18 protein-coding genes are annotated in these 19,700 nt (G+C 70.4%); 13 read left to right on the forward strand and 5 right to left on the reverse strand.

The features are described from left to right. Window positions 1–93: 93 nt before the first annotated feature. Entirely contained in the window at window positions 94–510 is a 417-nt protein-coding gene (locus ASC98_RS27955) for a DUF4148 domain-containing protein (protein WP_056813592.1), read from the forward strand. A gap of 38 nt (window positions 511–548) precedes the next feature. On the opposite strand, the gene ASC98_RS27960 is transcribed toward ASC98_RS27955, so the two are convergent. Then, complete coding sequence (locus tag ASC98_RS27960) at window positions 549–1,031, reverse strand: META domain-containing protein (RefSeq protein WP_162249270.1); 483 nt, start codon at window positions 1,029–1,031, stop codon at window positions 549–551. A gap of 145 nt (window positions 1,032–1,176) precedes the next feature. Between ASC98_RS27960 and ASC98_RS27965 the strand changes: the two genes are divergently transcribed. Both ASC98_RS27965 and ASC98_RS27970 read left to right on the forward strand, forming a co-directional pair. Next, window positions 1,177–2,805 carry an FMN-binding glutamate synthase family protein gene (locus tag ASC98_RS27965; RefSeq protein WP_056813597.1) on the forward strand — a complete coding sequence of 543 codons (1,629 nt, stop codon included), beginning with the start codon at window positions 1,177–1,179 and terminating at the stop codon, window positions 2,803–2,805. 88 nt (window positions 2,806–2,893) lie between these two features. Continuing rightward, on the forward strand, window positions 2,894–3,541 hold the full coding sequence (locus ASC98_RS27970) for a response regulator transcription factor (protein WP_056813600.1): 648 nt from the start codon (window positions 2,894–2,896) through the stop codon (window positions 3,539–3,541). Window positions 3,542–4,036: 495 nt separating this feature from the next. Here the strand turns inward: ASC98_RS27970 and ASC98_RS27975 are convergent, their stop codons facing one another. After that, entirely contained in the window at window positions 4,037–4,654 is a 618-nt protein-coding gene (locus ASC98_RS27975; protein ID WP_056813603.1) for a glutathione S-transferase N-terminal domain-containing protein, read from the reverse strand. A 162-nt stretch (window positions 4,655–4,816) separates the two neighbouring features. Between ASC98_RS27975 and ASC98_RS27980 the strand changes: the two genes are divergently transcribed. Continuing rightward, entirely contained in the window at window positions 4,817–6,118 is a 1,302-nt protein-coding gene (locus tag ASC98_RS27980; RefSeq protein WP_056813607.1) for a YjgN family protein, read from the forward strand. Continuing rightward, complete coding sequence (locus ASC98_RS27985; protein WP_056813610.1) at window positions 6,115–7,170, forward strand: M48 family metallopeptidase; 1,056 nt, start codon at window positions 6,115–6,117, stop codon at window positions 7,168–7,170. The genes ASC98_RS27980 and ASC98_RS27985 overlap by 4 nt, the downstream gene beginning before the upstream one ends. A 6-nt stretch (window positions 7,171–7,176) precedes the next feature. Here ASC98_RS27985 and ASC98_RS27990 read toward each other — a convergent pair whose 3' ends face one another. After that, complete coding sequence (locus ASC98_RS27990; protein WP_056813816.1) at window positions 7,177–8,463, reverse strand: amidohydrolase family protein; 1,287 nt, start codon at window positions 8,461–8,463, stop codon at window positions 7,177–7,179. 98 nt (window positions 8,464–8,561) lie between these two features. Between ASC98_RS27990 and atpE the strand changes: the two genes are divergently transcribed. Beyond that, entirely contained in the window at window positions 8,562–8,813 is a 252-nt protein-coding gene (gene atpE / locus ASC98_RS27995; protein WP_056813613.1) for a F0F1 ATP synthase subunit C, read from the forward strand. Between the two features lie 7 nt (window positions 8,814–8,820). On the opposite strand, the gene ASC98_RS28000 is transcribed toward atpE, so the two are convergent. Further along, complete coding sequence (locus ASC98_RS28000; RefSeq protein ID WP_056813616.1) at window positions 8,821–9,270, reverse strand: hypothetical protein; 450 nt, start codon at window positions 9,268–9,270, stop codon at window positions 8,821–8,823. Window positions 9,271–9,419: 149 nt separating this feature from the next. Between ASC98_RS28000 and ASC98_RS28005 the strand changes: the two genes are divergently transcribed. The 7 genes from ASC98_RS28005 (at window position 9,420) to ASC98_RS28035 (ending at window position 18,784) form a co-directional block, all read left to right on the forward strand. Next, on the forward strand, window positions 9,420–10,724 hold the full coding sequence (locus ASC98_RS28005; RefSeq protein WP_200953017.1) for an efflux RND transporter periplasmic adaptor subunit: 1,305 nt from the start codon (window positions 9,420–9,422) through the stop codon (window positions 10,722–10,724). A gap of 35 nt (window positions 10,725–10,759) precedes the next feature. Next, window positions 10,760–11,473, forward strand: a complete 714-nt coding sequence (locus tag ASC98_RS28010) for an ABC transporter ATP-binding protein (RefSeq protein ID WP_056813619.1) — start codon at window positions 10,760–10,762, stop codon at window positions 11,471–11,473. 693 nt (window positions 11,474–12,166) lie between these two features. Then, a complete protein-coding gene (locus ASC98_RS29925; RefSeq protein ID WP_157597925.1) occupies window positions 12,167–13,519 on the forward strand; it encodes a TolC family outer membrane protein in 1,353 nt (450 codons plus the stop codon). Beyond that, the gene (locus ASC98_RS28020) at window positions 13,519–14,823 is read left to right on the forward strand and encodes an ABC transporter permease (protein ID WP_056813626.1); all 1,305 of its coding nucleotides are present in this window, start codon (window positions 13,519–13,521) and stop codon (window positions 14,821–14,823) included. Before ASC98_RS29925 ends, ASC98_RS28020 begins: the two co-directional genes overlap by 1 nt. Window positions 14,824–14,857: 34 nt before the next feature. Next, on the forward strand, window positions 14,858–16,075 hold the full coding sequence (locus ASC98_RS28025) for an ABC transporter permease (RefSeq protein ID WP_200953018.1): 1,218 nt from the start codon (window positions 14,858–14,860) through the stop codon (window positions 16,073–16,075). 14 nt (window positions 16,076–16,089) lie between these two features. Beyond that, window positions 16,090–17,424, forward strand: coding sequence for a sigma-54 dependent transcriptional regulator (locus ASC98_RS28030; RefSeq protein WP_056813629.1), 1,335 nt, complete (start codon window positions 16,090–16,092; stop codon window positions 17,422–17,424). 7 nt (window positions 17,425–17,431) lie between these two features. Further along, window positions 17,432–18,784, forward strand: a complete 1,353-nt coding sequence (locus ASC98_RS28035) for a PAS domain-containing sensor histidine kinase (RefSeq protein WP_056813631.1) — start codon at window positions 17,432–17,434, stop codon at window positions 18,782–18,784. 202 nt (window positions 18,785–18,986) lie between these two features. On the opposite strand, the gene upp is transcribed toward ASC98_RS28035, so the two are convergent. Beyond that, window positions 18,987–19,619 carry a uracil phosphoribosyltransferase gene (upp, locus tag ASC98_RS28040; protein WP_056813634.1) on the reverse strand — a complete coding sequence of 211 codons (633 nt, stop codon included), beginning with the start codon at window positions 19,617–19,619 and terminating at the stop codon, window positions 18,987–18,989. Between the last annotated feature and the right edge of the window lie 81 nt (window positions 19,620–19,700).

Below are 19,700 nucleotides of genomic sequence, written 5' to 3' on the forward strand. Positions count from 1 at the left end.
CAATTCCTACCGCAGCGCCCGGTCCCGGCTGATGGGCCGTGGCGTCGCAACCGGGTCTGATGGGATCACTCCATTCAACGGAAAGGGATCACCATGACCCACAAGATGCTTTTGCTCTCCGCACTGCTGGCCGGCGCCTTCGGTTCGCAGACCGTGCTCGCCCAGACCACCACCGACGACCCGTCCGCGCCGAAGACGCGCGAGCAGGTCAAGGCCGAAACCCGCGACGCCGCGGCGACCGGCAAGAAGGTGCCGATCGGCGAGCAGCACAACAACAAGCGCAAGCCGGTCACGTCGGAAACGACGCGCGAGCAGGTCAAGGCGGACACCAAGGCCGCGAAGGCGATGGGCGAGATGAAGACGTCGGAAGGCGACCTGAACAAGATGCCGCCGCCGGCCGCCGGATCGCCGCCGCCGGCCGACCGGGCCGATGTGAAGGCCGAAACGAAGCGCGCGATGAAGAATGGCCAGATCGAGCGCAGCGAAGAGTCCGGCAAGCCGAAGAACTGAGCTCGCGCAGCGGGTTCGCGTGACCCGGCCGGCGGCGCTCAGGGCGTCGCCGGCTTCCTTGTTTTCTCGGCAACCTCTTTCGGCGCCGGTGCGCTCCAGGTCGCCCGCACCACCTCGCCCTGCAGCAGGCTGAGGGTGCGGTTCTCGACGCGGTAGCCGTCGACCTCGCCGAGCATCTTCAGCACCGCCTGCTCCTGCGTCATCGCCGGTTCGGCGCAAGCCATGCGCGTGGTGCCGAGCGGCAACAGCGTCAGCAGCGTGCCGCGCTGCACGAAGCGGCCCATCAGCCGGTTGCAGCCGGTGTGGCCGCTCAGGCGCCTGGACGCGGCGTCGAGCTTCAACTGCACCGGCGTGCCGCCCGCGACCTGCGCCTGGGCCGCGCCGCCGAGGGTCTGCAGCGTCCAGGGCGTGCCGACGAGCGTGGCATTCAGGTCGGACAGCTTGTCGTCCGCAGCGGCGACGTTGACGAAGCTGCACAGCACGGTGCCGCACAGTGCGCGGCGAAACGGGAAGGAGGTCATCGCGCGAGCATACGGAGCGGTGCCGATGCTGTCCATCGCCGTCACCCCCCGCGGGTCGCCCGAACAGCAAGGCTTCGGTCTCGTTGTTCCGTCATTCGCCGCGCCGGGCCAGCGACTACCATCGCGCGACCACGAGGAGGCTCCGATGCAAGACTGGCTGCTCCGGCTGAACCGGTATTTCCCGATCCGCTACAGCGCCTGGCTGGTGTGTGCGGTCGGCCTGCTGCTCAGCGCGTTCACGCTGGTGGCCTTTCATGTCGGGCTGACCTTCGTGCTGCTGTTCGCGTTGCTGCTCGCGGTGGGCGCGCGCGACGTGATGCAGACCCGGCATTCGGTGCTGCGCAACTACCCGGTGATCGGGCACCTGCGCTTCCTGCTGGAGTTCATCCGCCCCGAGATGCGCCAGTACTTCATCGAGGGCGACAACGAGGCGGCGCCGTTCTCGCGCCAGCAGCGCTCGCTGGTCTACCAGCGCGCGAAGAACGACCCCGACAAGCGACCCTTCGGCACGCAGATGGACGTCGGCGCACTCGGCTACGAATGGATCAACCATTCGCTGGTGCCGACCGAGCTGCCGACGCACGACTTCCGCGTGATGATCGGTGCCGGCCGTGCGCAGCCCTATTCGGCCAGTGTCTTCAACATCTCGGCGATGAGCTTCGGCGCGCTGTCGGCCAATGCCATCCTGGCGCTGAACGCCGGCGCGAAGCGCGGCGGCTTCGCGCACGACACCGGCGAAGGCAGCATCAGCCGGCACCACCGCGAGAACGGTGGCGACCTCATCTGGGAGATCGGCTCCGGCTACTTCGGCTGCCGCAACGACGACGGCAGCTTCAACGAACAGCGCTTCGCCGACAACGCGACCCAGCCGCAGGTGCGGATGATCGAACTGAAGCTGAGCCAGGGGGCGAAGCCCGGCCATGGCGGCGTGCTGCCGGGACCGAAGGTCACGCCCGAGATCGCCGAGGCGCGCGGTGTCGCGGCCTGGGTCGACTGCATCTCGCCGGCCCGCCACAGCGCGTTCGACACACCGGTCGAGATGATGCATTTCATCGAGCGGCTGCGCACGCTGTCGGGCGGCAAGCCGACCGGCTTCAAGCTGTGCATCGGCCACCCGTGGGAGTGGTTCGCTATCGCGAAGGCGATGCTTGCCACCGGCATCGCGCCCGACTTCATCGTCGTCGACGGGGCCGAGGGTGGCACCGGCGCCGCGCCGCTGGAGTTCACCGACCACGTCGGCGCGCCGCTGCAGGAGGGCCTGCTGCTGGTGCACAACACGCTGGTCGGGCTGAACCTGCGCGACCAGGTCAAGCTCGGCTGCGCCGGCAAGGTGGTCAGCGCGTTCGACATCGCGCGGATGATGGCGCTCGGTGCCGACTGGTGCAACGCGGCGCGCGGCTTCATGTTCGCGCTCGGCTGCATCCAGGCGCAGGCCTGCCACACCGGCAACTGCCCGACCGGCGTCAGCACGCAGGACCCGCAGCGCCAGCGTGCGCTGGTGGTGCCGACCAAGTCGGAACGCGTCTTCCACTATCACCAGAACACGCTGCGCGCGCTGAAAGAGCTGGTGCAGGCGGCCGGGCTGGCGCACCCGGGCGGCATCACCGCATCGCACATCGTGCGGCGCTCCGCCGACCACGAGGTGAAGCTGCTCGCGAACCTGCTGCCGTTCCTGAAGCCGGGTTCGCTGCTCGACGGCAGCGAGCCGGCGCACAACGTCTTCCGGCTGTACTGGCCGGCGGCGCAGGCCCACAGTTTTGCGATGACCCCTTAGTCAGGGGGGGTGGTGCCCCGGGGTCGTGGGGATGCACCGGCGGGTGGCGCGCCGAAGAATGAGCGATCTTCGTGCCCGACCGTTTTACATGCCGTCCCTCGTCTTACTGCAGCGCGACCACGAGGCCAGCCCCCACCTGGCCGCCCTGATCGCTGCCACCCCGGGTTTCCAGGTGGTCGGCACGGTTCACACGGTCGAGGAGGCGCGCCTGCTGATCGCGCGCACCGACCCCGACATCCTGGTGACCGACCTGCGGGTGCAGGACGGCCCGGTCGACGGCCTGCTCGGCGACCTGCGCCAGGGCGGCCGTGCGACGCGACCGCAGGTGCTGGTGACGCTGATGTCGCACGACGACACGGTGCTGCTGCAGGCCTTGCGGGCCGGTGCCGACGGCTACTGGGTGCACGCCAATTCGCACGAAGCGCTGATCAGCAGGCTGCAGGAGGTGGTGCGGGGCGAATCGCCGATGACGCCGACCATTGCCCGCCAGGTGCTGTCGCACTTCGAGGCGCCGCCGCGGTACCTGTTGGCCGACACGATGACCGAGGCGTTGAACCCGCTGGTGCTGACCGGGATGGAGCGGCAGATCCTGCAGTGGCTGGCGCAGGGCTACCTGATCGACGAGATCGCGCAGCAGTGGCATGCGAGCGTGCATACCGTCGCTTGCGGGATCCGCAGGGTTTATCAGAAGCTGCAGTTCGATATTCGGGCTAATGGGCTTTCGCTTACTGCGTGAGGCTGCTGCCGGGTCTCGCCCCGGACGCTGAGCTGTGCCACCGGCAGGTTTCGCCCTGCCGGGCGAGTCACTTTCATTTGCTGGCTCAAATGAAAGTAACCAAAGCAAAGGGCCTCAACACACACCATACGGTTCGTTCAGTCTCGCTGCGGACAACACTGCCACTCGGCTGCACATCCCCGTTCGTCGGGATTGTTGTTCTCCCCCTGCCACTCGACTCGCGCTCGTCGCTTCGTCTCGCCCCCGCGACCGCCGCGTCATCCTGGCGAAGCGCAGCGAGCCGGGTGGAGAAGAACGGTCAACAATCCCGGCGAAGGTGGAGCCCTAGCCGAAGTGGCAGTGTTGTCCGCAGCGAGTCAGAACGAACCGTATGGTGTTCGGGTTCAGCCCTTTGCTTTGGTTACTTTCATTTGGGCTCAAATGAAAGTGACTCGCCCGCCGGGGCGAGACCCGGCGCGGCCTCACGCAGTGAACGAACCCCTCACGCAGCGCGCCTCAACCCTTCGGCGGCGCCGTATCAATGAAACTCTGCCGAAGCGCCAGCTTCTCGTAGAGCTTCGACAAGTTCGGGTAACTCGCCCGCCAGTCGATGTGCGCGAAGCGGAAGTCGAGGTACCCGAGCGCACAGCCGGTCGCGATGTCGGCCAGCGTGAAATGCGTCCCCGAACACCAGGCCTTGTCGCCCAGGCCCTGGCTCATCGCGGCCAGGCAGGCGTGCACCTTGTCCATCTGCCGGCTGACCCAGGCCGCGCTGCGCTGGCCCTCGCTGCGGCCGGCCCAGGTCTGCTCGAGCCGGGCCAGGATCGCGGCATCCTGCAGGCCGTCGCCGAGCGCTTCCCAGGTGCGCACCTCGGTGCGCTCGCGGCCGGTCTCGGGGATCAGCTTGCCGACCGGCGAACGGGTGTCGATGTACTCGACGATCACGCGCGAATCGAACACCGCCTCGCCGCCTTCCATCACCAGCACCGGCACCTTGCCGAGCGGGTTGGACTTCATGATCGCGTCGCGCGTCCACACGTCTTCCAGTTCGAACTGGTAGTCGAGCTTCTTTTCCGCCATCACGATGCGCACCTTGCGCACGTAGGGGCTTGCGAGCGAGCCGATGAGTTTCATGTGTGGGTGTCCCTGGAGTGAAAACGATTCTAGCGAAGGGTGCGCTCCCCCATGGCCTCGAACAGGGGAGTATGGCGGTGGCCTCTCGCGAGCGAACAGCGCGGTGGTACATTTTTCGCAGAGGGAGAACGCCGGCCATTCCAGGGCACGACGCAACACTGCATGACACCGCCGCAAGAGGGATTCATCGCGTCCGACGGCGACCAGCCGGCGCAGAGCGCCAGCATCGACAGCGCCGGCCTGAACGGCGTCGTCTCGACGCTCGACACCACGCTGCCCCCATCGGCCACCCCGTCCAGTTTCGACAGCACGCTCACCGAGCGCCTGCCGATCCGCTTCACCGGCTCGGGCAGCGAGTATTTCCGCATCTGGATCGTCAACCTGCTGCTGACGCTGGTCACCCTCGGGCTCTACTTCCCGTGGGCCAAGGTGCGGCGGCTGCGCTACTTCCACGGCAACACGCTGGTGGCCGGCCATCCGCTGGGCTTCCACGGCGACCCGAAGAAGATGCTGCGCGGCTACCTGCTGGTGGCGCTGCTCGGCGTGCTGTACACCGTGGCCGGCAGCTTCTCGCCGGTGGCCGGGCTGCTGGCCTTCGTGATCGTCGCGCTGCTGTGGCCGGCCCTGTTCAAGTCCTCGCTGCAATTCCGGATGGCCAACACCAGCTGGCGCGGACTGCGGTTCCGCTTCAAGGGCAGCACCGGCGGGGCCTACCGCGCGCTGCTGCCGCTGTTCGCGCCGAGCGCGGTGCTGGCCGCCGTGCTCGCCGCGGTGCCCGACCAGGCCCACCCGCCCGGCTGGTTCGGCGCGGCCTTCGGCAGCGTGATGGGACTGACGCTGCTGGCGCTGCCGCTGCTGCTCTGGAACCTGAAGAAGTACCAGCACGACCACTATGCGTTCGCGCAGCTGCAGACCGAGCTGCGTGCCGGCTCCGGGTCGTTCTACGGGCTGTGCCTGAAGAGCCTGGGCGTGTGGCTGCTGTCCGGCCTCGCCGTCGGCCTGCTGATGGCCGGCGGGTTCGCGCTGCTCGGCGACGGCCTGGGCGACTGGCTGCGCCACAGCGGCGTCGGGGCCGGCCGGCGGGGCGGCATCGCGGCCGCGATCTTCGTCGTCGTGCTGTTCTTCGCGGTGTCGCTGCTGATGCAGGTCTTCGCCCGCCCGTACTTCACGTCGCGCTTCCAGAACCTGCTGTGGTCGCGCACCGGCAACAAGCACCTGCGCTTCAAGAGCGACCTGCGGTTCTGGCCGCTGCTGCGCACGACGCTGCAGAACTGGCTGCTGATGGTCGTGACGCTCGGGCTGTACTGGCCGTTCGCGCGCGTCGCGCTGACGCGGCTGCGGCTCGAGTCGGTCGGCATCGTCAGCCGCACCCACCTCGACGCGCTGGTCGCGCAGGCCGGCCAGGACGGCGATGCCGCCGGCGACGCGGCCGGCGACTTCTTCGGCATCGACGTCGGGCTGTGAACGCGCCGGCCGGTCCTGCCCTCGCGGTCGATTTCTTCGACGGCCGCAGCGCGCGCAGCCACCGCGTGCGCATTCACGTCAGCGGCGAGCGGCTGCTGATCGCCGGCGACGGCATCGCGCGCAGCGTGCCGCTGGCCGACGTGCAATGGCCGGAGCGCACCCGCCACGGCGCGCGCGTCGCACACCTGAAGGACGGCGGCGCGCTGCACTGCACCGAGGCCGCCGCCTGGGATGCCTGGGCGCTTGCCAGCGGCCGCAGCGAGACGCTGGTGGTGCGCGCGCAGCAGAGCTGGCGCTGGGTCGGCGGCATCGTCGCCGCGCTGGTGCTGGTGCTGGCCGCCGGCTACCTGTGGGGACTGCCCTGGGCGTCGCGCGCCGTCGTCGCGATGCTGCCGGCCTCGGTCGACCGCGAGATCGGCAACGCCGCGCTGAAATCGGTCGACGGCGACCTGGTGCAGCCGAGCGCGCTGCCGCCGGCGCAGCAGGCGCGGCTGCGCGCCGCGTTCGAGCGCGCGGTGGCGCAGACCTGGCCGCAGGACGCGCCGCCGCACGAGCTGCTGTTCCGCCGCGGCAAGGACAAGTCGCTGGGCCCGAACGCGTTCGCGCTGCCCGGCGGCACGATGGTGCTGACCGACGAGCTGGTCGCGCTGGTCGACGGCGACGAGGCGGTGATCCTCGGCGTGCTCGGCCATGAGCTCGGCCATGTGCGGCATCGCCACGGGCTGCGCATGCTGGTGCAGGCGACCGCACTGGGCGTCGTGACGAGCGTCGTGCTCGGCGATTTCAGCAGCCTGCTGGCCGGCGTGCCGCTGGTGCTGGGGCAGGCCGGCTATGCGCGCGATGCCGAGCGCGAGGCCGACGCCGACAGCGTGCGGCTGATGAAGGCGGCCGGCATCTCGCCCGACGCGATGGTGCGCTTCTTCGAGAAGATCGCCGGAGAGCGCCGCAAGCGCGCCGGCGGCGACGAACCGGGCTGGCTCGGCATCGCGATCGCGTCGCACCCGGCGGACGACGACCGGATCAGGTACTTTCGCGAAGCAGCAGGCCGCTAGGAGTAATCAACGCCGTAGCGTCCAGTCGACGCTGCCCGGCCGCCCCGGCAGCGTCAGCGTCGCGGTGGTCGCCGGCGTCTGTGCAACGACCTGCCCACTGCGCACCACCGCGAGCCGCGTCGCGCGCAGCCGGATCGCCTCGACCGGGTCGCGCGCCTGCAGCAGCACGAAGTCGGCGCGCGAACCGACCGCCAGCCCGTAGCCGTCGAGCCCGAGGATCTTCGCGCTGTTGACGGTGACCGCGTCGAAGCAGGCGCGCATCTGCGCCTGCGAGGTCATCTGCGCGACGTGCAGGCCCATCTGCGCGACCTCCAGCATGTCGGCACTGCCCGACGAATACCACGGGTCCATCACGCAGTCGTGGCCGAAGCCGACGTTGACGCCGGCGGCCATCAGCTCCGGCACGCGCGTCATGCCGCGGCGCTTCGGGTAGCTGTCGTGGCGGCCCTGCAGCGTGATGTTGATCAGCGGGTTCGCGACCGCATGCACCTGTGCCTCGGCGATCAGCGGCAGCAGCTTGCTGACGTAGTAGTTGTCCATCGAGTGCATCGAGGTCAGGTGCGAGCCGGTGACGCGGCCGTGCAGCCCGAGCCGCTGCGTGTGGAACGCGAGTGTCTCGATGTGGCGCGACAGCGGGTCGTCGCTCTCGTCGCAGTGCATGTCGACGCGCAGCCCGCGCTCGGCGGCCAGCTCGCACAGCAGGCGCACGCTCTCGGCGCCGTCGGCCATCGTGCGCTCGAAGTGCGGGATGCCGCCGACCACGTCGACGCCGCGGTCGAGCGCGCGCTTCAGGTTGGCCAGCGCGGTCGGCGAGCGCAGCACGCCGTCCTGCGGGAACGCGACCAGCTGCAGGTCGAGGTAGGGCTTCACGCGCTGCTTCACCTGCAGCAGCGCATCGACCGCCAGCAGCCGGTCGTCGCAGACGTCCACATGCGAGCGCACCGCGAGCAGCCCCTTGGCGACCGCCCAGTCGCAGTACTGCAGCGCGCGCTCGACCAGCGCCTCCTGCGTCAGCAGCGGCTTCAGCTCGCCCCACAGCGCGATGCCTTCGAGCAGCGTGCCGCTCTGGTTGACGCGCGGCAGGCCGTGGCTGAGCGTCGCGTCCATGTGGAAGTGGGCGTCGACGAAGGGGGGCGACAGCAGCCAGCCCTGGCCGTCGACGAGCGTCGCGCCGTCGGGCAGCGGCAGGTTCGGCGCGATGGCCTCGATGCGGCCGTCGCGCGCGAGCACGTCGTGGTGGCGGCGGCCGTCGGGCAGCGTGATATTGCGGACGAACAGCGGCGGGATCGGCATCGGGTTCTCCTGTGACATGACCTCGGAGGTCATCGACCGTGTGCGACCGGGCCGCGAAGATGCAGCCATGTCCTCACACCCACCCCGAAGGAGCATTCATGAATGATGCCAGCACCCTCAACCTCGTCCCGCTGGCCGTCGGCCACATGATCGGCCTCGGCGCGATCGGCTCCTGCCTCGGCGTCGGCGTGATGGCCAGCAAGTACCTCGAAGCGTCGGCGCGCCAGCCCGAGCTGATGGAGCCGCTGCAGCAGAAGGTGTTCCTGCTGGTCGGCGTGCTCGACGGCGCGTTCATCATCGCGACCGGCATCGGGCTGTGGTTCGCGACCGCCAACCCGTTCAAGGGCTGAGGAAGATTCAGCCCGCCGGCGGCTCGTAGCGCGCCGGCATCGCGAGGCCGGGGCGTTCGTCGTCCCAGGCCATCGCGCTGATGCGCCAGCCGGCCGGGGTCGAGACGAACTGCGTCGAGATCACGCCGCGCGCCGCGAAGGCCTGGCCGTTCAGCGTGCCGGTCTTCGCGTAGGTGCTCATCCGGTGGGCCACCTGGCCGAACACCTCGGTGATCTCGGCCAGCTCGGTCTCGCGGAAGGCGGTCAGCTCGCCGGCGTCGACCGAGCGCTGGCGCGGCGCGATGAACTGCGCGACCGTCGTCACCTCGGGCGCCGGCCCGATGTTGCGGATCAGCAGGCCGCCGTCGATGAACAGCCCGTGCAGCCGCTCGTACGGCGGTCGCCCTCCGGGCTCGAAGGACACGGCGTCGAAGAAGGCCTGCATCAGTGCGGCCAGGGCGGTGGGTGTCGAGTTCATGGCCGCGGATTGTCGGCGCGCTGTCCGCTGTCCGTCCGGCGGGTGTCCGCGGACACATCGGCACCAGGGGCAATCCGCGCCAAGCCGTTGATTTGATGGAACTTTGATGGCCGGCCCGCACGGGCACGGGCGTTGCAATGAAGCAGCCCATGAACGCTGCGAACGACGCTCCCGTGATCCGCGACACCTCCGCCCAGGACCAGCCGCTGCCGAAGCGCCGGCTGCGGGTCGGGCCGTGGCTCGCGATCGGCGCAGCGCTGGCGGCCCTCGCGGCGGTGGCGGTCTCGACGCCCGCGCTGCGCCACGGCTGGTCGTCCGGCCCGTCGGTCTCGGCCTCGCGCCTGCTGATCGCGACGGTGCAGCGCGGCCCGTTCGTGCGCGACATCGCGGCCGAAGGCAAGGTGGTCGCGGCCGTCAGCCCGACGCTGTATGCCGCCGGTGGGGGCGCCGCGACGCTGAAAGTGCATGCCGGCGACCGCGTCGCGCGTGGCCAGGTGCTGGCGCTGATCGAGAGCCCCGAGCTGGCCGCGAAGCTGGCGCAGGAGCTGTCGAACGCCGACGCGATGAAGGCCGACGTGCTGCGCACCGAGGTCGATGCGCGTCAGCAGCGCGGCGCGCTGCAGGCGGCCTTCGACGCGGCGCGCGTCGACCACAGCAGCGCGCAGAACGACCTGGCGCGCCAGCAGAAGGCGTTCGATGCCGGCGCGGTGTCGGGCATGCAGGTCGAGCATGCACGCGACACGCTGCAGAAGGCGCGCATTGCGCTGGAGCATGCCGAGGCCGGCCTGAAGCTGAAGGACGACAGCCTGAAGTTCGACGTGCAGGCGAAGCAGCTCGCGCATGCGCGCCAGCTGCTGATGGTGAAGGACCTGCAGCGCCAGGTCGACAGCCTGGCCGTGCGCTCGCCGGTCGAAGGACAGGTGGGACAGCTGTTCATCGCCGAGCATGCGAACGTCGCGAAGGATGCGCAGCTGCTGTCGGTGATCGACCTGTCGGCGCTGGAGGTGCAGATGCAGGTGGCCGAGAGTTTTGCGCGCGACCTCGCGGTCGGCATGCCCGGCGAGATCAGCGGCAACGGCCACACCTGGCGCGCGGCCGTCAGCGCGGTGTCGCCCGAGGTCGTCAACAACGAGGTCGCGGCCCGCCTGCGCTTCACCGGCGGCGCCTCGGAGCAGCCGAGCCAGCTGCGCCAGAACCAGCGCCTGGCGGTGCGCGTGCTGCTCGACAAGCGCGACGACGTGCTGGCGGTGCAGCGCGGGAGCTTCATCGACGAGGCCGGCGGTGCCCATGCGTATGTGCTGCGCGACGGCGTGGCCGTCAAGACACCGATCCGTGCCGGCGCGCGCAGCCTCGACAAGGTCGAGATCCTGGGCGGACTGAACGTCGGCGATCGCGTGGTGGTCTCCGGCGCCGAGCTGTTCCAGGGCGCCGAGACCGTCGCGATCAGCCAATGAGCCAGCCACCCACCGTTTCCATCGAAGGACGTCCCATGCTCAAGATGACCGGCCTGTCCAAGGTCTACCGCACCGAAGTGATCGAGACCCATGCGCTGCGCGCGTTCAACCTCGACGTGAAGGAAGGCGAGTTCGTCGCGGTGACCGGCCCGTCCGGCTCCGGCAAGACGACGTTCCTGACGATTGCCGGCCTGCTGGAGGCCGCGACCGGCGGAAGCTACCTGCTCGACGGCATCGAGGTGAGCCAGCTCGACGACAACGCCCGTTCGCGCATCCGCAACGAGAAGATCGGCTTCATCTTCCAGGCCTTCAACCTGATCCCGGACCTGAACGTCGCCGACAACGTCGAGGTGCCGTTGCGCTACCGCGGCATGAAGGCCGACGAGCGGCGCCGCCGCGTGCGCGATGCGCTGGAGCGGGTCGGGCTCGCAGCACGCGAACGCCACTACCCCGCCGAACTGTCGGGTGGACAGCAGCAACGGGTTGCGATCGCCCGTGCGCTGGCCGGCAGCCCGCGGCTGCTGCTGGCCGACGAACCGACCGGCAACCTCGACAGCCAGATGGCACGCAGCGTGATGGCGCTGCTGGAAGAGCTGCACCGCTCGGGCGCGACGATCGTGATGGTCACGCACGATCCGCAGCTGGCGGCGCGGGCGCAGCGGAACGTGCATGTCGTCGATGGTCAGGTGGTCGATGTGTCTGATGAGCTGCGGCTGAGTTCAGCTTCTGCGGATGAACTGGTTGGGTGAGATGGACGCGAGCAAAGACGCGGGTGGGGAGGCTGTGGCGCGCCGTCGGGGGCGGTCCTCGGCCCTGGGGGGCCGAGAACTTCCCTCCGCTGGCTGGCTTCATGGCCCGTCGCCGAAACTCCCTCCACTCACTTCGTTCGTTGTGGTCAAACAGTCGGCGACAGTCAGTTCACGAAGCNACTTCCCTCCGCTGGCTGGCTTCATGGCCCGTCGCCGAAACTCCCTCCACTCACTTCGTTCGTTGTGGTCAAACAGTCGGCGACAGTCAGTTCACGAAGCGCGCTGCGCGCGCGGGCCATGAAGCCAGCCAGCTCCGGCGCCCCCTCCTTATTGGCGCGCCACAGCCTCCCCACCCGCGCCTTTGCCGACACCGCAGCGCTTGGGGTGGAGGTGGAAAAGATTGAACGGAGGGACGAAGGGGCTTCGGCTGCTCGCGTGCTTGTCGGTCTGTTCGGTCTTTTCCCCCAACCCAAGGCGATGGTTCTTCGCGGGGGGTGGCGGAATGCGCTGGGGGCGATTTCTGAGGCGACGAAGAAGACGGGCTTCGGGGTCGGCGCGCTTGCGCGCTTCGTGAAACTGACTCGCCGCGACTGTTTGACCACAGCGAACGAAGTGAGCGGAGGGAGTTTCGCGGCGCGACCCCGGAGCCCGTCTTCTTCGTGCAGTCGGCCCGCCAGGGCCGACCGCCTCGGCATGAGCCCCCAGCGCATTCCGCCACCCCCCGCGACGCTCAGAACCATCGCACAAAGCATCGTCATCATCATCGCGACAGCGATCACTTCAACCCCCGCCAGGGCCGACGACCTGCTGCAGATCTACCAGCAAGCCCGCCGCGCTGACCCGGTGCTGTCGGCGGCGGATGCTCAGCGCGGCATCGCTCGAGAAGTGGTCGTGCAGTCTCGCGCACCACTGTTGCCCCAAGCCTCGGCAGGGGTCTCGTTCGACCGCACGCAGCCGGGTGGCGATGCAAGCGAGCGCAACAGCAGCCGCACGGCTTCCGTCACGCTGAACCAGGTGCTGGTGGATGTGGCCCGCTTGTCGCAGCTGCATGTCGCGCAGTCGCAGGCCGAGGCTCAGGACGACTTGTTGCGCGCCGCCGAGCAGGCCTTGTGCGCGCGCGTGGCCCGGGCCTACTTCGACGTGCTCACCGCCGACGATGCGGTGCGCCAGGTCGAGGCCAATGAAGATGCCTATCGGCAGCAGGTGGAGCAGTCCGACCAGCGCTTTCGCAACGGGCTGACGGCGCAGGTCGACGTGGAGCAGGCGCGGGCCTACCACGCGGCGGCGCGCGCCGCCAGCATCGAGGCCCGCCAGGCGCGCGACGAGGCGCGCGAGGCGCTGTCCGAGATCACCGGGCAGCCGGCGCCGGCGCTGAACCGGCTGCAGGACGAGCTGCCGATGGCGCCGCCGGCACCGGCCGACCCGCAGGCCTGGGTCGACGACGCGCTACTGCACAACCCGAGCCTGTCGGCGCAGCGCCATGTCGTCGAGGCGGCCGGCCAGGACATCGCGACGGCGCGTGCCGGTCATCTGCCGACGCTCAGTGCCAACCTCGGTGTCGGCCGCGCCGCCGCCTGGCCGACGCCGGCGAGCAACACCGATGGCCGCAACGTCGCCAGCGTCGGCATCGTGCTCAACGTGCCGTTGTTCGCCGGCGGGGCCACGCAGTCGCGGCTGCGCCAGGCCTTGCACCAGCAGGATGCCGCGCGCGACGACTACGAGCTGCGCCGTCGGCGCGTCGCGCGCGAGACGCTGGAGCAGTACCGCAGCATCGCCGCGGGCATCGGCCGCATCGAGGCGACGCGCGCCGCGGTCGAGTCGGCCGGCCGCGCGCTTGCTTCCACACGCATCGGGCAGGAGCTCGGCACGCAGACGATGACCGACCTGCTGCTCGCGATCCAGACCCAGGCCTCCGCGCAGGCTGCGTACTCGCAGGCGCGTCACCAGTTCGTGCTGAGCCGGCTGCTGCTGCTGCAGGCGGCCGGCCGCATCGATGAGGCCGACCTCGCGGCCGTCAACACCTTGCTGAAACAGGAGATTCCCTGATGCTTGGCTACCACCTCGACCTGGCGCTGCGCAGCTTCCGGCGCAGCCCCGCGCTGACCGCGCTGATGGTGCTCGCGATCGCGCTGGGCATCGGCGCCAGCATGACGACGCTGACGGTGTTCCATGTGCTGTCCGGCGACCCGATCCCCGGCAAGAGCGACCGGCTGTTCTACGTGCAGCTCGATGCCAGCGAACGCGGCGCCGCGCCGCCCGGCGCCGAACCGCTGGAGCAGTTGACCCGCTTCGATGCCGAAGCGCTGATGCGCGAGCACCGCGGTGAACGCCAGGTGATGATGACCGGCGGCTCGGTCGCGGTGCAGCCGGCGCAGGCCGACCGGCCGGCATTCTTCGCGAGCGCCCGCTACACCAGCGCCGACTTCTTCCCGATGTTCGAGACGCCGTGGCGCTACGGCCATGGCTGGGAGGCGGCGGACGACGCGGCCGCCGCGCGCGTCGCGGTGATCTCGCACGAACTGAACCAGAAGCTGTTCGACGGCGCCGACAGCACCGGCCGCCTGCTGCGCGCCGGCGACCACGACCTGCGCATCGTCGGCGTGCTCGCGCCGTGGCGCCCGGTGCCGCACTACTACGACCTGTTCGCCGGCCGCTTCGCGAAGACCGAACAGGTCTTCACGCCGCTGTCCACCGCGTTGCAGGTGAAGCTGCCGATCGCCGGCAGCCTGACCTGCTGGGGCAACCGCACGTCGCCCGACCCGCGCGCCGTCAACGCGCCCTGCGCCTGGCTGCAGTACTGGGTGCAGATGCCGTCGGCGGCCGACGCGCCGGCCTTGCGGCAGTACCTCACCGACTACTCCGAACAGCAGCGCGCGGCCGGCCGCTTCGAACGACCGGCCAACGTGCGCCTGCGCAACGTCACCGAGCGCATGGAATTCAAGCACGTCGTGCCCGGCGACGTGCACCTGCAGCTGTGGCTGGCCTTCGGCTTCCTGCTGGTCTGCCTGACCAACACCGTCGGGCTGCTGCTCGCCAAGTGCATGCGCCGCGCGCCGGAGATCGCGGTGCGGCGTGCGCTCGGCGCGACCCGGCGCGCGATCTTCGGGCAGTTCCTGGTCGAGGCCGGCAGCATCGGCGTCGTCGGCGGCGTGCTCGGGCTCGGCCTCGCGCTGCTCGGGCTGTGGGGCGTGCGGCAGAACCCGGCCAGCTACGCGCAGCTGGCATACCTCGATGCCCCGATGCTCGCCACCACGCTGGTGCTCGCGCTGGTCGCGAGCCTCGCCGCCGGGCTGCTGCCGGCCTGGCGCGCCTGCCAGGTGGCGCCGGCGCTGCAGCTCAAGTCGCAATGAACGAAGAAGCCCCGACGAACCCGAGGAGAACGCGATGATGGACCTCCGACCGATCCTGTCGACACTGCGCCGCCACAAGACCGCCGCCGCGCTGATCGTGCTCGAGGTCGCGCTCAGCTGCGCGATCGTCAGCAATGCGCTGTTCCTGATCGGCGAGCGGCTGGAGCGCATGCAGGCGCCCACCGGGCTGGCCGAGACCGAGCTGCTGCAGATCCGGCTCAACGACATCGCCCGCCGCGACAACGCCGAGGCACTGACCCGGCGCGACCTGGCGACGCTGCGCGCGCTGCCGGGCGTCCGGTCGGCCACCAGCGTGAACCACGTGCCGTTCGGCAACGGCTCGTCCGATGCCGGCGTCAACATCTCGCCCGACCAACCGTCGCCGACGGTCAGCGCGGCGTTGTACCTGGTCGGCGAGAACGCGCTCGCGACGCTCGGCCTGAAGCTGGTCGAGGGCCGCGACTTCCTGCCGGAAGAAGTGCAGCCGGCCTCGGCGCTGGAGGCCGAGGAACCGAAGGTGCCGGCGGTGATCGTCGACCGCGGCACCGCGGCGCGCCTGTTCCCCGAAGGCAGCGCGGTCGGCCGCTCGCTGTACGTGTTCGGGTCGTCGCCGATGCGTGTGGTCGGCGTGGTCGAGCACATGGCGATCCCGCAGCCGAACGGTCCGCGCGGCGCCTACCTGACGCTGCTGCCGGTGCAGCCGGTCTACAACGACGGCAACTACCTGGTGCGCGTCGCCGATCCGGCGCAGCGCGAGCGGCTGCTGAAGGACGCGGTCGCCGCGCTGCAGGCGGTCGACAGCCAGCGCATCGTGATGGAGCGCCAGACCTTCGACGACCTGCGCCACGAGTACTACCGCCAGGACCGCTGGATGGCGGCGCTGCTGGTCGCGGTGTGCATCGCGCTGCTGGTGGTCACCGCGTTCGGCATCGTCGGGCTGGCCAGCTTCTGGGTGCAGCAACGCACCCGCATGATCGGCGTGCGCCGCGCGCTCGGCGCGTCGCGGGTGCAGATCCTGCGCTACTTCCAGGCCGAGAACTTCCTGCTGACGACGATGGGCATCGTGCTCGGCATGACGGCCGCGTACGGCGTCAATGCGCTGCTGATGCGCCTGTACGAGCTGCCGCAGCTGCCCTGGGTGTGCCTGCCGATCGGCGCGGTGACGCTGTGGGTGCTCGGGCAGGTCGCGGTGCTCGGCCCGGCGCGGCGTGCGGCCGCGCTGCCGCCGGTGGTCGTGATGCGGGGGGCCTAGTAAGCTCGCGCCCCATGCGCCGCATCCTGATCATCGACGACAACCCCGCGGTCGGCCAGGCCCTCTCGCTGCTGCTGTCGCTGCACGACATCCAAGCCGAGGTCGCGCTGACTCCGCAGGACGGCCTGGCCGCGCTCGACCGCCGCCCGGTCGACGTCGTGATCCAGGACATGAACTTCAGCGCCGACACCACCTCCGGCGCCGAGGGCGTGGCGCTGTTCCGCGCGATCCGCGAGCGCCAGCCCGACCTGCCGGTCATCCTGCTGACCGCCTGGACGCGGCTCGAGGCGGCCGTCGAGCTGGTGAAGGCCGGCGCGGCCGACTACCTCGCGAAGCCGTGGGACGACGCGAAGCTGGTCGCCACCGTCGAGAACCTGCTGGAGCTGTCCGAATCGACGCGCGAGGTGGCCCGCGTGCGCGACGAGCGCCGGCGCCGCCGCGACGCGCTCGCGCAGCGCCACGACCTGGGCGGCATCGTCTATGCGTCCGATGCGATGGAACGCACGCTGGAGCTCGCCTGCCAGGTCGCGCGCTCCGAGCTGCCGGTGCTGGTCACCGGCCCCAACGGCAGCGGCAAGGAGCGCGTCGCCGCCACCGTGCACGCGAACTCGGCGGTGCGCGACGGCCCGTTCGTCGCGGTCAATTGCGGTGCACTGCCGTCCGAGCTGGTCGAGGCCGAGCTGTTCGGCGCCGAAAGCGGCGCCTTCACCGGCGCCGGCAAGTCGCGCGACGGCCGCTTCGACGCGGCCGATGGCGGCACGCTGTTCCTCGACGAGATCGGCACGCTGCCGCTGTCCGGCCAGGTGAAGCTGCTGCGGGTGCTCGAGACCGGACGCTTCGAGCGCGTCGGCTCGTCGCGCACGCGCCAGGTGCGGGTGCGCGTGATCAGCGCGACCAATGCCGACCTGAAGGCGATGGTGCGCGCCGGCACGTTCCGCGAAGACCTGTACTACCGGCTCAACGTGATCGAGGTCGCGGTGCCGCCGCTCGCGCAGCGCCGCGACGACGTGTTGCCGCTGGCCGAGCACTTCCTCGCCGGCCGCGCGGTGCTGGGCGATGCGGCGCGCGCGCAGCTGCTCGCGCACGCCTGGCCGGGCAATGTGCGCGAGCTGAAGAACGTGATCGAACGGGCCGCGCTGCTGGCACGCGGCGGGCCGGTCACGCCGGACCTGCTCGGCCTGCCGCCGGCCGAACCCGCGCCGGCGCGCAACCTCGACGAGCCGAGCCGCGACACGGTGGTGGCGGCGCTGGCGCGCGCCGACGGCGTCGTCAGCCGCGCCGCCGCGGCGCTCGGGCTGTCGCGCCAGGCGCTGTACCGGCGCATGGAACGCTACGGGCTCGAGGCCTGAGCCCGGCATGCGCGCATTGAGCCTGCGTGCGCGCTTGCTGCTGGCGCTCGTCGCCGCGCTAGCCGGCGGTGCCGCGCTGCATGCCGCGGTGCTGGCCGCATCGGCCCGCTGGGGCGGCGCTGTGGCGCCGCTGGCCGGGGCGGCCGCGGTGCTGGCATTCTGGCTGGCCGCCTGGGGGTCGGCGCGGCTGGTCGCGCCGCTGAAGCGCCTGCTGCGCTCGCTGGAGAGCGCGGTGCTGAGCTACCGCGACGGCGACTTCAGCGTGTCGATCAGCGACGACCACGGCGGCGAACTCGGCGCGCTGGTCGGGCACCACAACGCGTTGGGCCATGCGCTGCGCGACCAGCGCCAGCACCTGGCGCAGCGCGAGCTGCTGCTCGACACCGTGGTGCAGAACACGCCGGTCGCGCTGGTGCTGACCGACCTGCGGCAGCGCGTGGCCTACGCCAACATCGCCGCGCGCCAGCTGCTGGGCGAAGGCCGCAGCCTGGAGGGCAGCGATTTCGGCGCGCTGCTCGCGACGCTGCCGCCGGCGCTCGCGCGGGCGGTGGAGGAGGGCACCGATGCGCTGTTCAGCGTCACGCTGGACGGCAGCGACGAGACCTTCCACCTGTCTCAGCGCCAGTTCCGGCTGCAGGGCCGGCCGCACCGGCTGCTGCTGTTCCGGCGCATGACGCGCGAGCTGTCGCGGCAGGAGGTCGCCACCTGGAAGCGCGTGATCCGCGTCATCAGCCACGAGCTGAACAACTCGCTGGCGCCGATCTCGTCGCTCGCCCACAGCGGCGCCGAGCTGGCGCGGCGCGGCGATGTGCAGCGGCTGCCGGAGGTGTTCGCCGCGATCGGCGAGCGGGCGCGCCACCTGCACGGCTTCCTCGACGGCTATGCGCGTTTCGCGAAGCTGCCGGCGCCGCGGCTGGACACGGTGGAGTGGGCGCCGTTCCTGGCGGCGCTCGTGGCGCAGTACCCGTTCGAGCGCAGCGGCGAGCTGCCGGCGCGGGCCGGGGTGTTCGATGCGGCGCAGGTGGAGCAGGCGCTCATCAACCTGCTGAAGAACGCGCACGAAGCGGGCGGGCCGTCGGACGGCGTGACGCTGTCGCTGACCGACACCGGTGCGGAGATCCGCTTCGAGGTGGCCGATCGCGGCCCCGGCATGACCGACACCGTGCTCGCGCAGGCCTTGCTGCCGTTCTACTCGACCAAGCGGGCCGGCACCGGGCTCGGGTTGGCACTGGCTCGGGAGATCGCCGAGGCGCATGGCGGGCGGATCGCGCTGGCGAACCGGCCGGATGGTGGGCTGCGCGTGGCGATCACGCTGCCGATGGACACCCAGGCCCGTTCGCCCGACCGCCCACCCCGTTGATCACCCACCCCGTTCGCCCTGAGCAGGGACCGAGCTTGTCGAGGGCACGTGTCGAAGGGTGGGTGCCCTGGCACGAGGGCTTCGACAGGCTCAGCCCGAACGGGAAGGGGGCTCGGCCCGACCCTTCGACAGGCTCAGGTCCTTCGACAAGCTCAGGATGATCGGGGCCCTTCGACAGGCTCAGGGCGAACGGAGGGAGGTGTCACTTCGTCCCGAACAACCGGTCCCCTGCATCCCCCAGGCCGGGCACGATGTAGCCGTGCTCGTCGAGCTGCCGGTCGATCGCCGCGGTGTACACCGGCACGTCGGGATGCGCCGACTGGAAGTGCTGCAGCCCCTCCGGCGCGGCCAGCAGGCACACGAAGCGGATCGACTTCGGCCGCGTCTCCTTCAGCCGGTCCACCGCCGCGACCGCCGAGTTGCCGGTGGCCAGCATCGGGTCCAGCACGATCGCGTCGCGCTCGTGCATGTCGGCCGGCATCTTGAAGTAGTACTCCACCGCCACCAGCGTCTTCGGGTCGCGGTACAGGCCAATGTGGCCGATGCGCGCGCCCGGCACCACGTTCAGCATGCCGTCGAGGAAGCCGGCGCCGGCCCGCATGATGCTGACGAACACCGTCTTCTTGCCGTCGATCACCGGCGCCTGCATCGTCTCGAGCGGCGTCTCGATCTCGATCATCTGCGTCGGCATGTCGCGCGTGACCTCGTAGGCCATCAGCATGCTGATCTCGCCCAGCAGCCGCCGGAAGCTGTTGGTGCTGCGGTCCTTCTGGCGCATCAGCGTCAGCTTGTGCTGGATCAGCGGATGGGTGATGTGGTGCACGGGTGCGGTCATGGGCTCTCCTCGGGGTGTGCCAGCTTCGGCTGTGTCGGTTATATCGGCTCCTGCCGCGGCGAACCAGCATTTCGTCACGCT

Origin of the sequence: Rhizobacter sp. Root1238 (genome assembly GCF_001425825.1) — a bacterium.
Classification (GTDB): domain Bacteria; phylum Pseudomonadota; class Gammaproteobacteria; order Burkholderiales; family Burkholderiaceae_C; genus Rhizobacter.

Coding starts and splice junctions, on each gene's coding strand:
- ASC98_RS28000 (WP_056813616.1), bottom strand. CDS start 9,270: ATGAACTCGACACCCACCGCCCTGGCCGCACTGATGCAGGCCTTCTTC.
- ASC98_RS27960 (WP_162249270.1), bottom strand. CDS start 1,031: ATGACCTCCTTCCCGTTTCGCCGCGCACTGTGCGGCACCGTGCTGTGC.
- ASC98_RS27980 (WP_056813607.1), top strand. CDS start 4,817: ATGACACCGCCGCAAGAGGGATTCATCGCGTCCGACGGCGACCAGCCG.
- ASC98_RS27965 (WP_056813597.1), top strand. CDS start 1,177: ATGCAAGACTGGCTGCTCCGGCTGAACCGGTATTTCCCGATCCGCTAC.
- ASC98_RS28010 (WP_056813619.1), top strand. CDS start 10,760: ATGCTCAAGATGACCGGCCTGTCCAAGGTCTACCGCACCGAAGTGATC.
- atpE (WP_056813613.1), top strand. CDS start 8,562: ATGAATGATGCCAGCACCCTCAACCTCGTCCCGCTGGCCGTCGGCCAC.
- ASC98_RS28020 (WP_056813626.1), top strand. CDS start 13,519: ATGCTTGGCTACCACCTCGACCTGGCGCTGCGCAGCTTCCGGCGCAGC.
- ASC98_RS28035 (WP_056813631.1), top strand. CDS start 17,432: ATGCGCGCATTGAGCCTGCGTGCGCGCTTGCTGCTGGCGCTCGTCGCC.
- ASC98_RS27955 (WP_056813592.1), top strand. CDS start 94: ATGACCCACAAGATGCTTTTGCTCTCCGCACTGCTGGCCGGCGCCTTC.
- ASC98_RS27975 (WP_056813603.1), bottom strand. CDS start 4,654: ATGAAACTCATCGGCTCGCTCGCAAGCCCCTACGTGCGCAAGGTGCGC.
- ASC98_RS29925 (WP_157597925.1), top strand. CDS start 12,167: ATGAGCCCCCAGCGCATTCCGCCACCCCCCGCGACGCTCAGAACCATC.
- ASC98_RS27970 (WP_056813600.1), top strand. CDS start 2,894: ATGCCGTCCCTCGTCTTACTGCAGCGCGACCACGAGGCCAGCCCCCAC.
- upp (WP_056813634.1), bottom strand. CDS start 19,619: ATGACCGCACCCGTGCACCACATCACCCATCCGCTGATCCAGCACAAG.
- ASC98_RS28025 (WP_200953018.1), top strand. CDS start 14,858: ATGATGGACCTCCGACCGATCCTGTCGACACTGCGCCGCCACAAGACC.
- ASC98_RS27990 (WP_056813816.1), bottom strand. CDS start 8,463: ATGCCGATCCCGCCGCTGTTCGTCCGCAATATCACGCTGCCCGACGGC.
- ASC98_RS28030 (WP_056813629.1), top strand. CDS start 16,090: ATGCGCCGCATCCTGATCATCGACGACAACCCCGCGGTCGGCCAGGCC.
- ASC98_RS28005 (WP_200953017.1), top strand. CDS start 9,420: ATGAACGCTGCGAACGACGCTCCCGTGATCCGCGACACCTCCGCCCAG.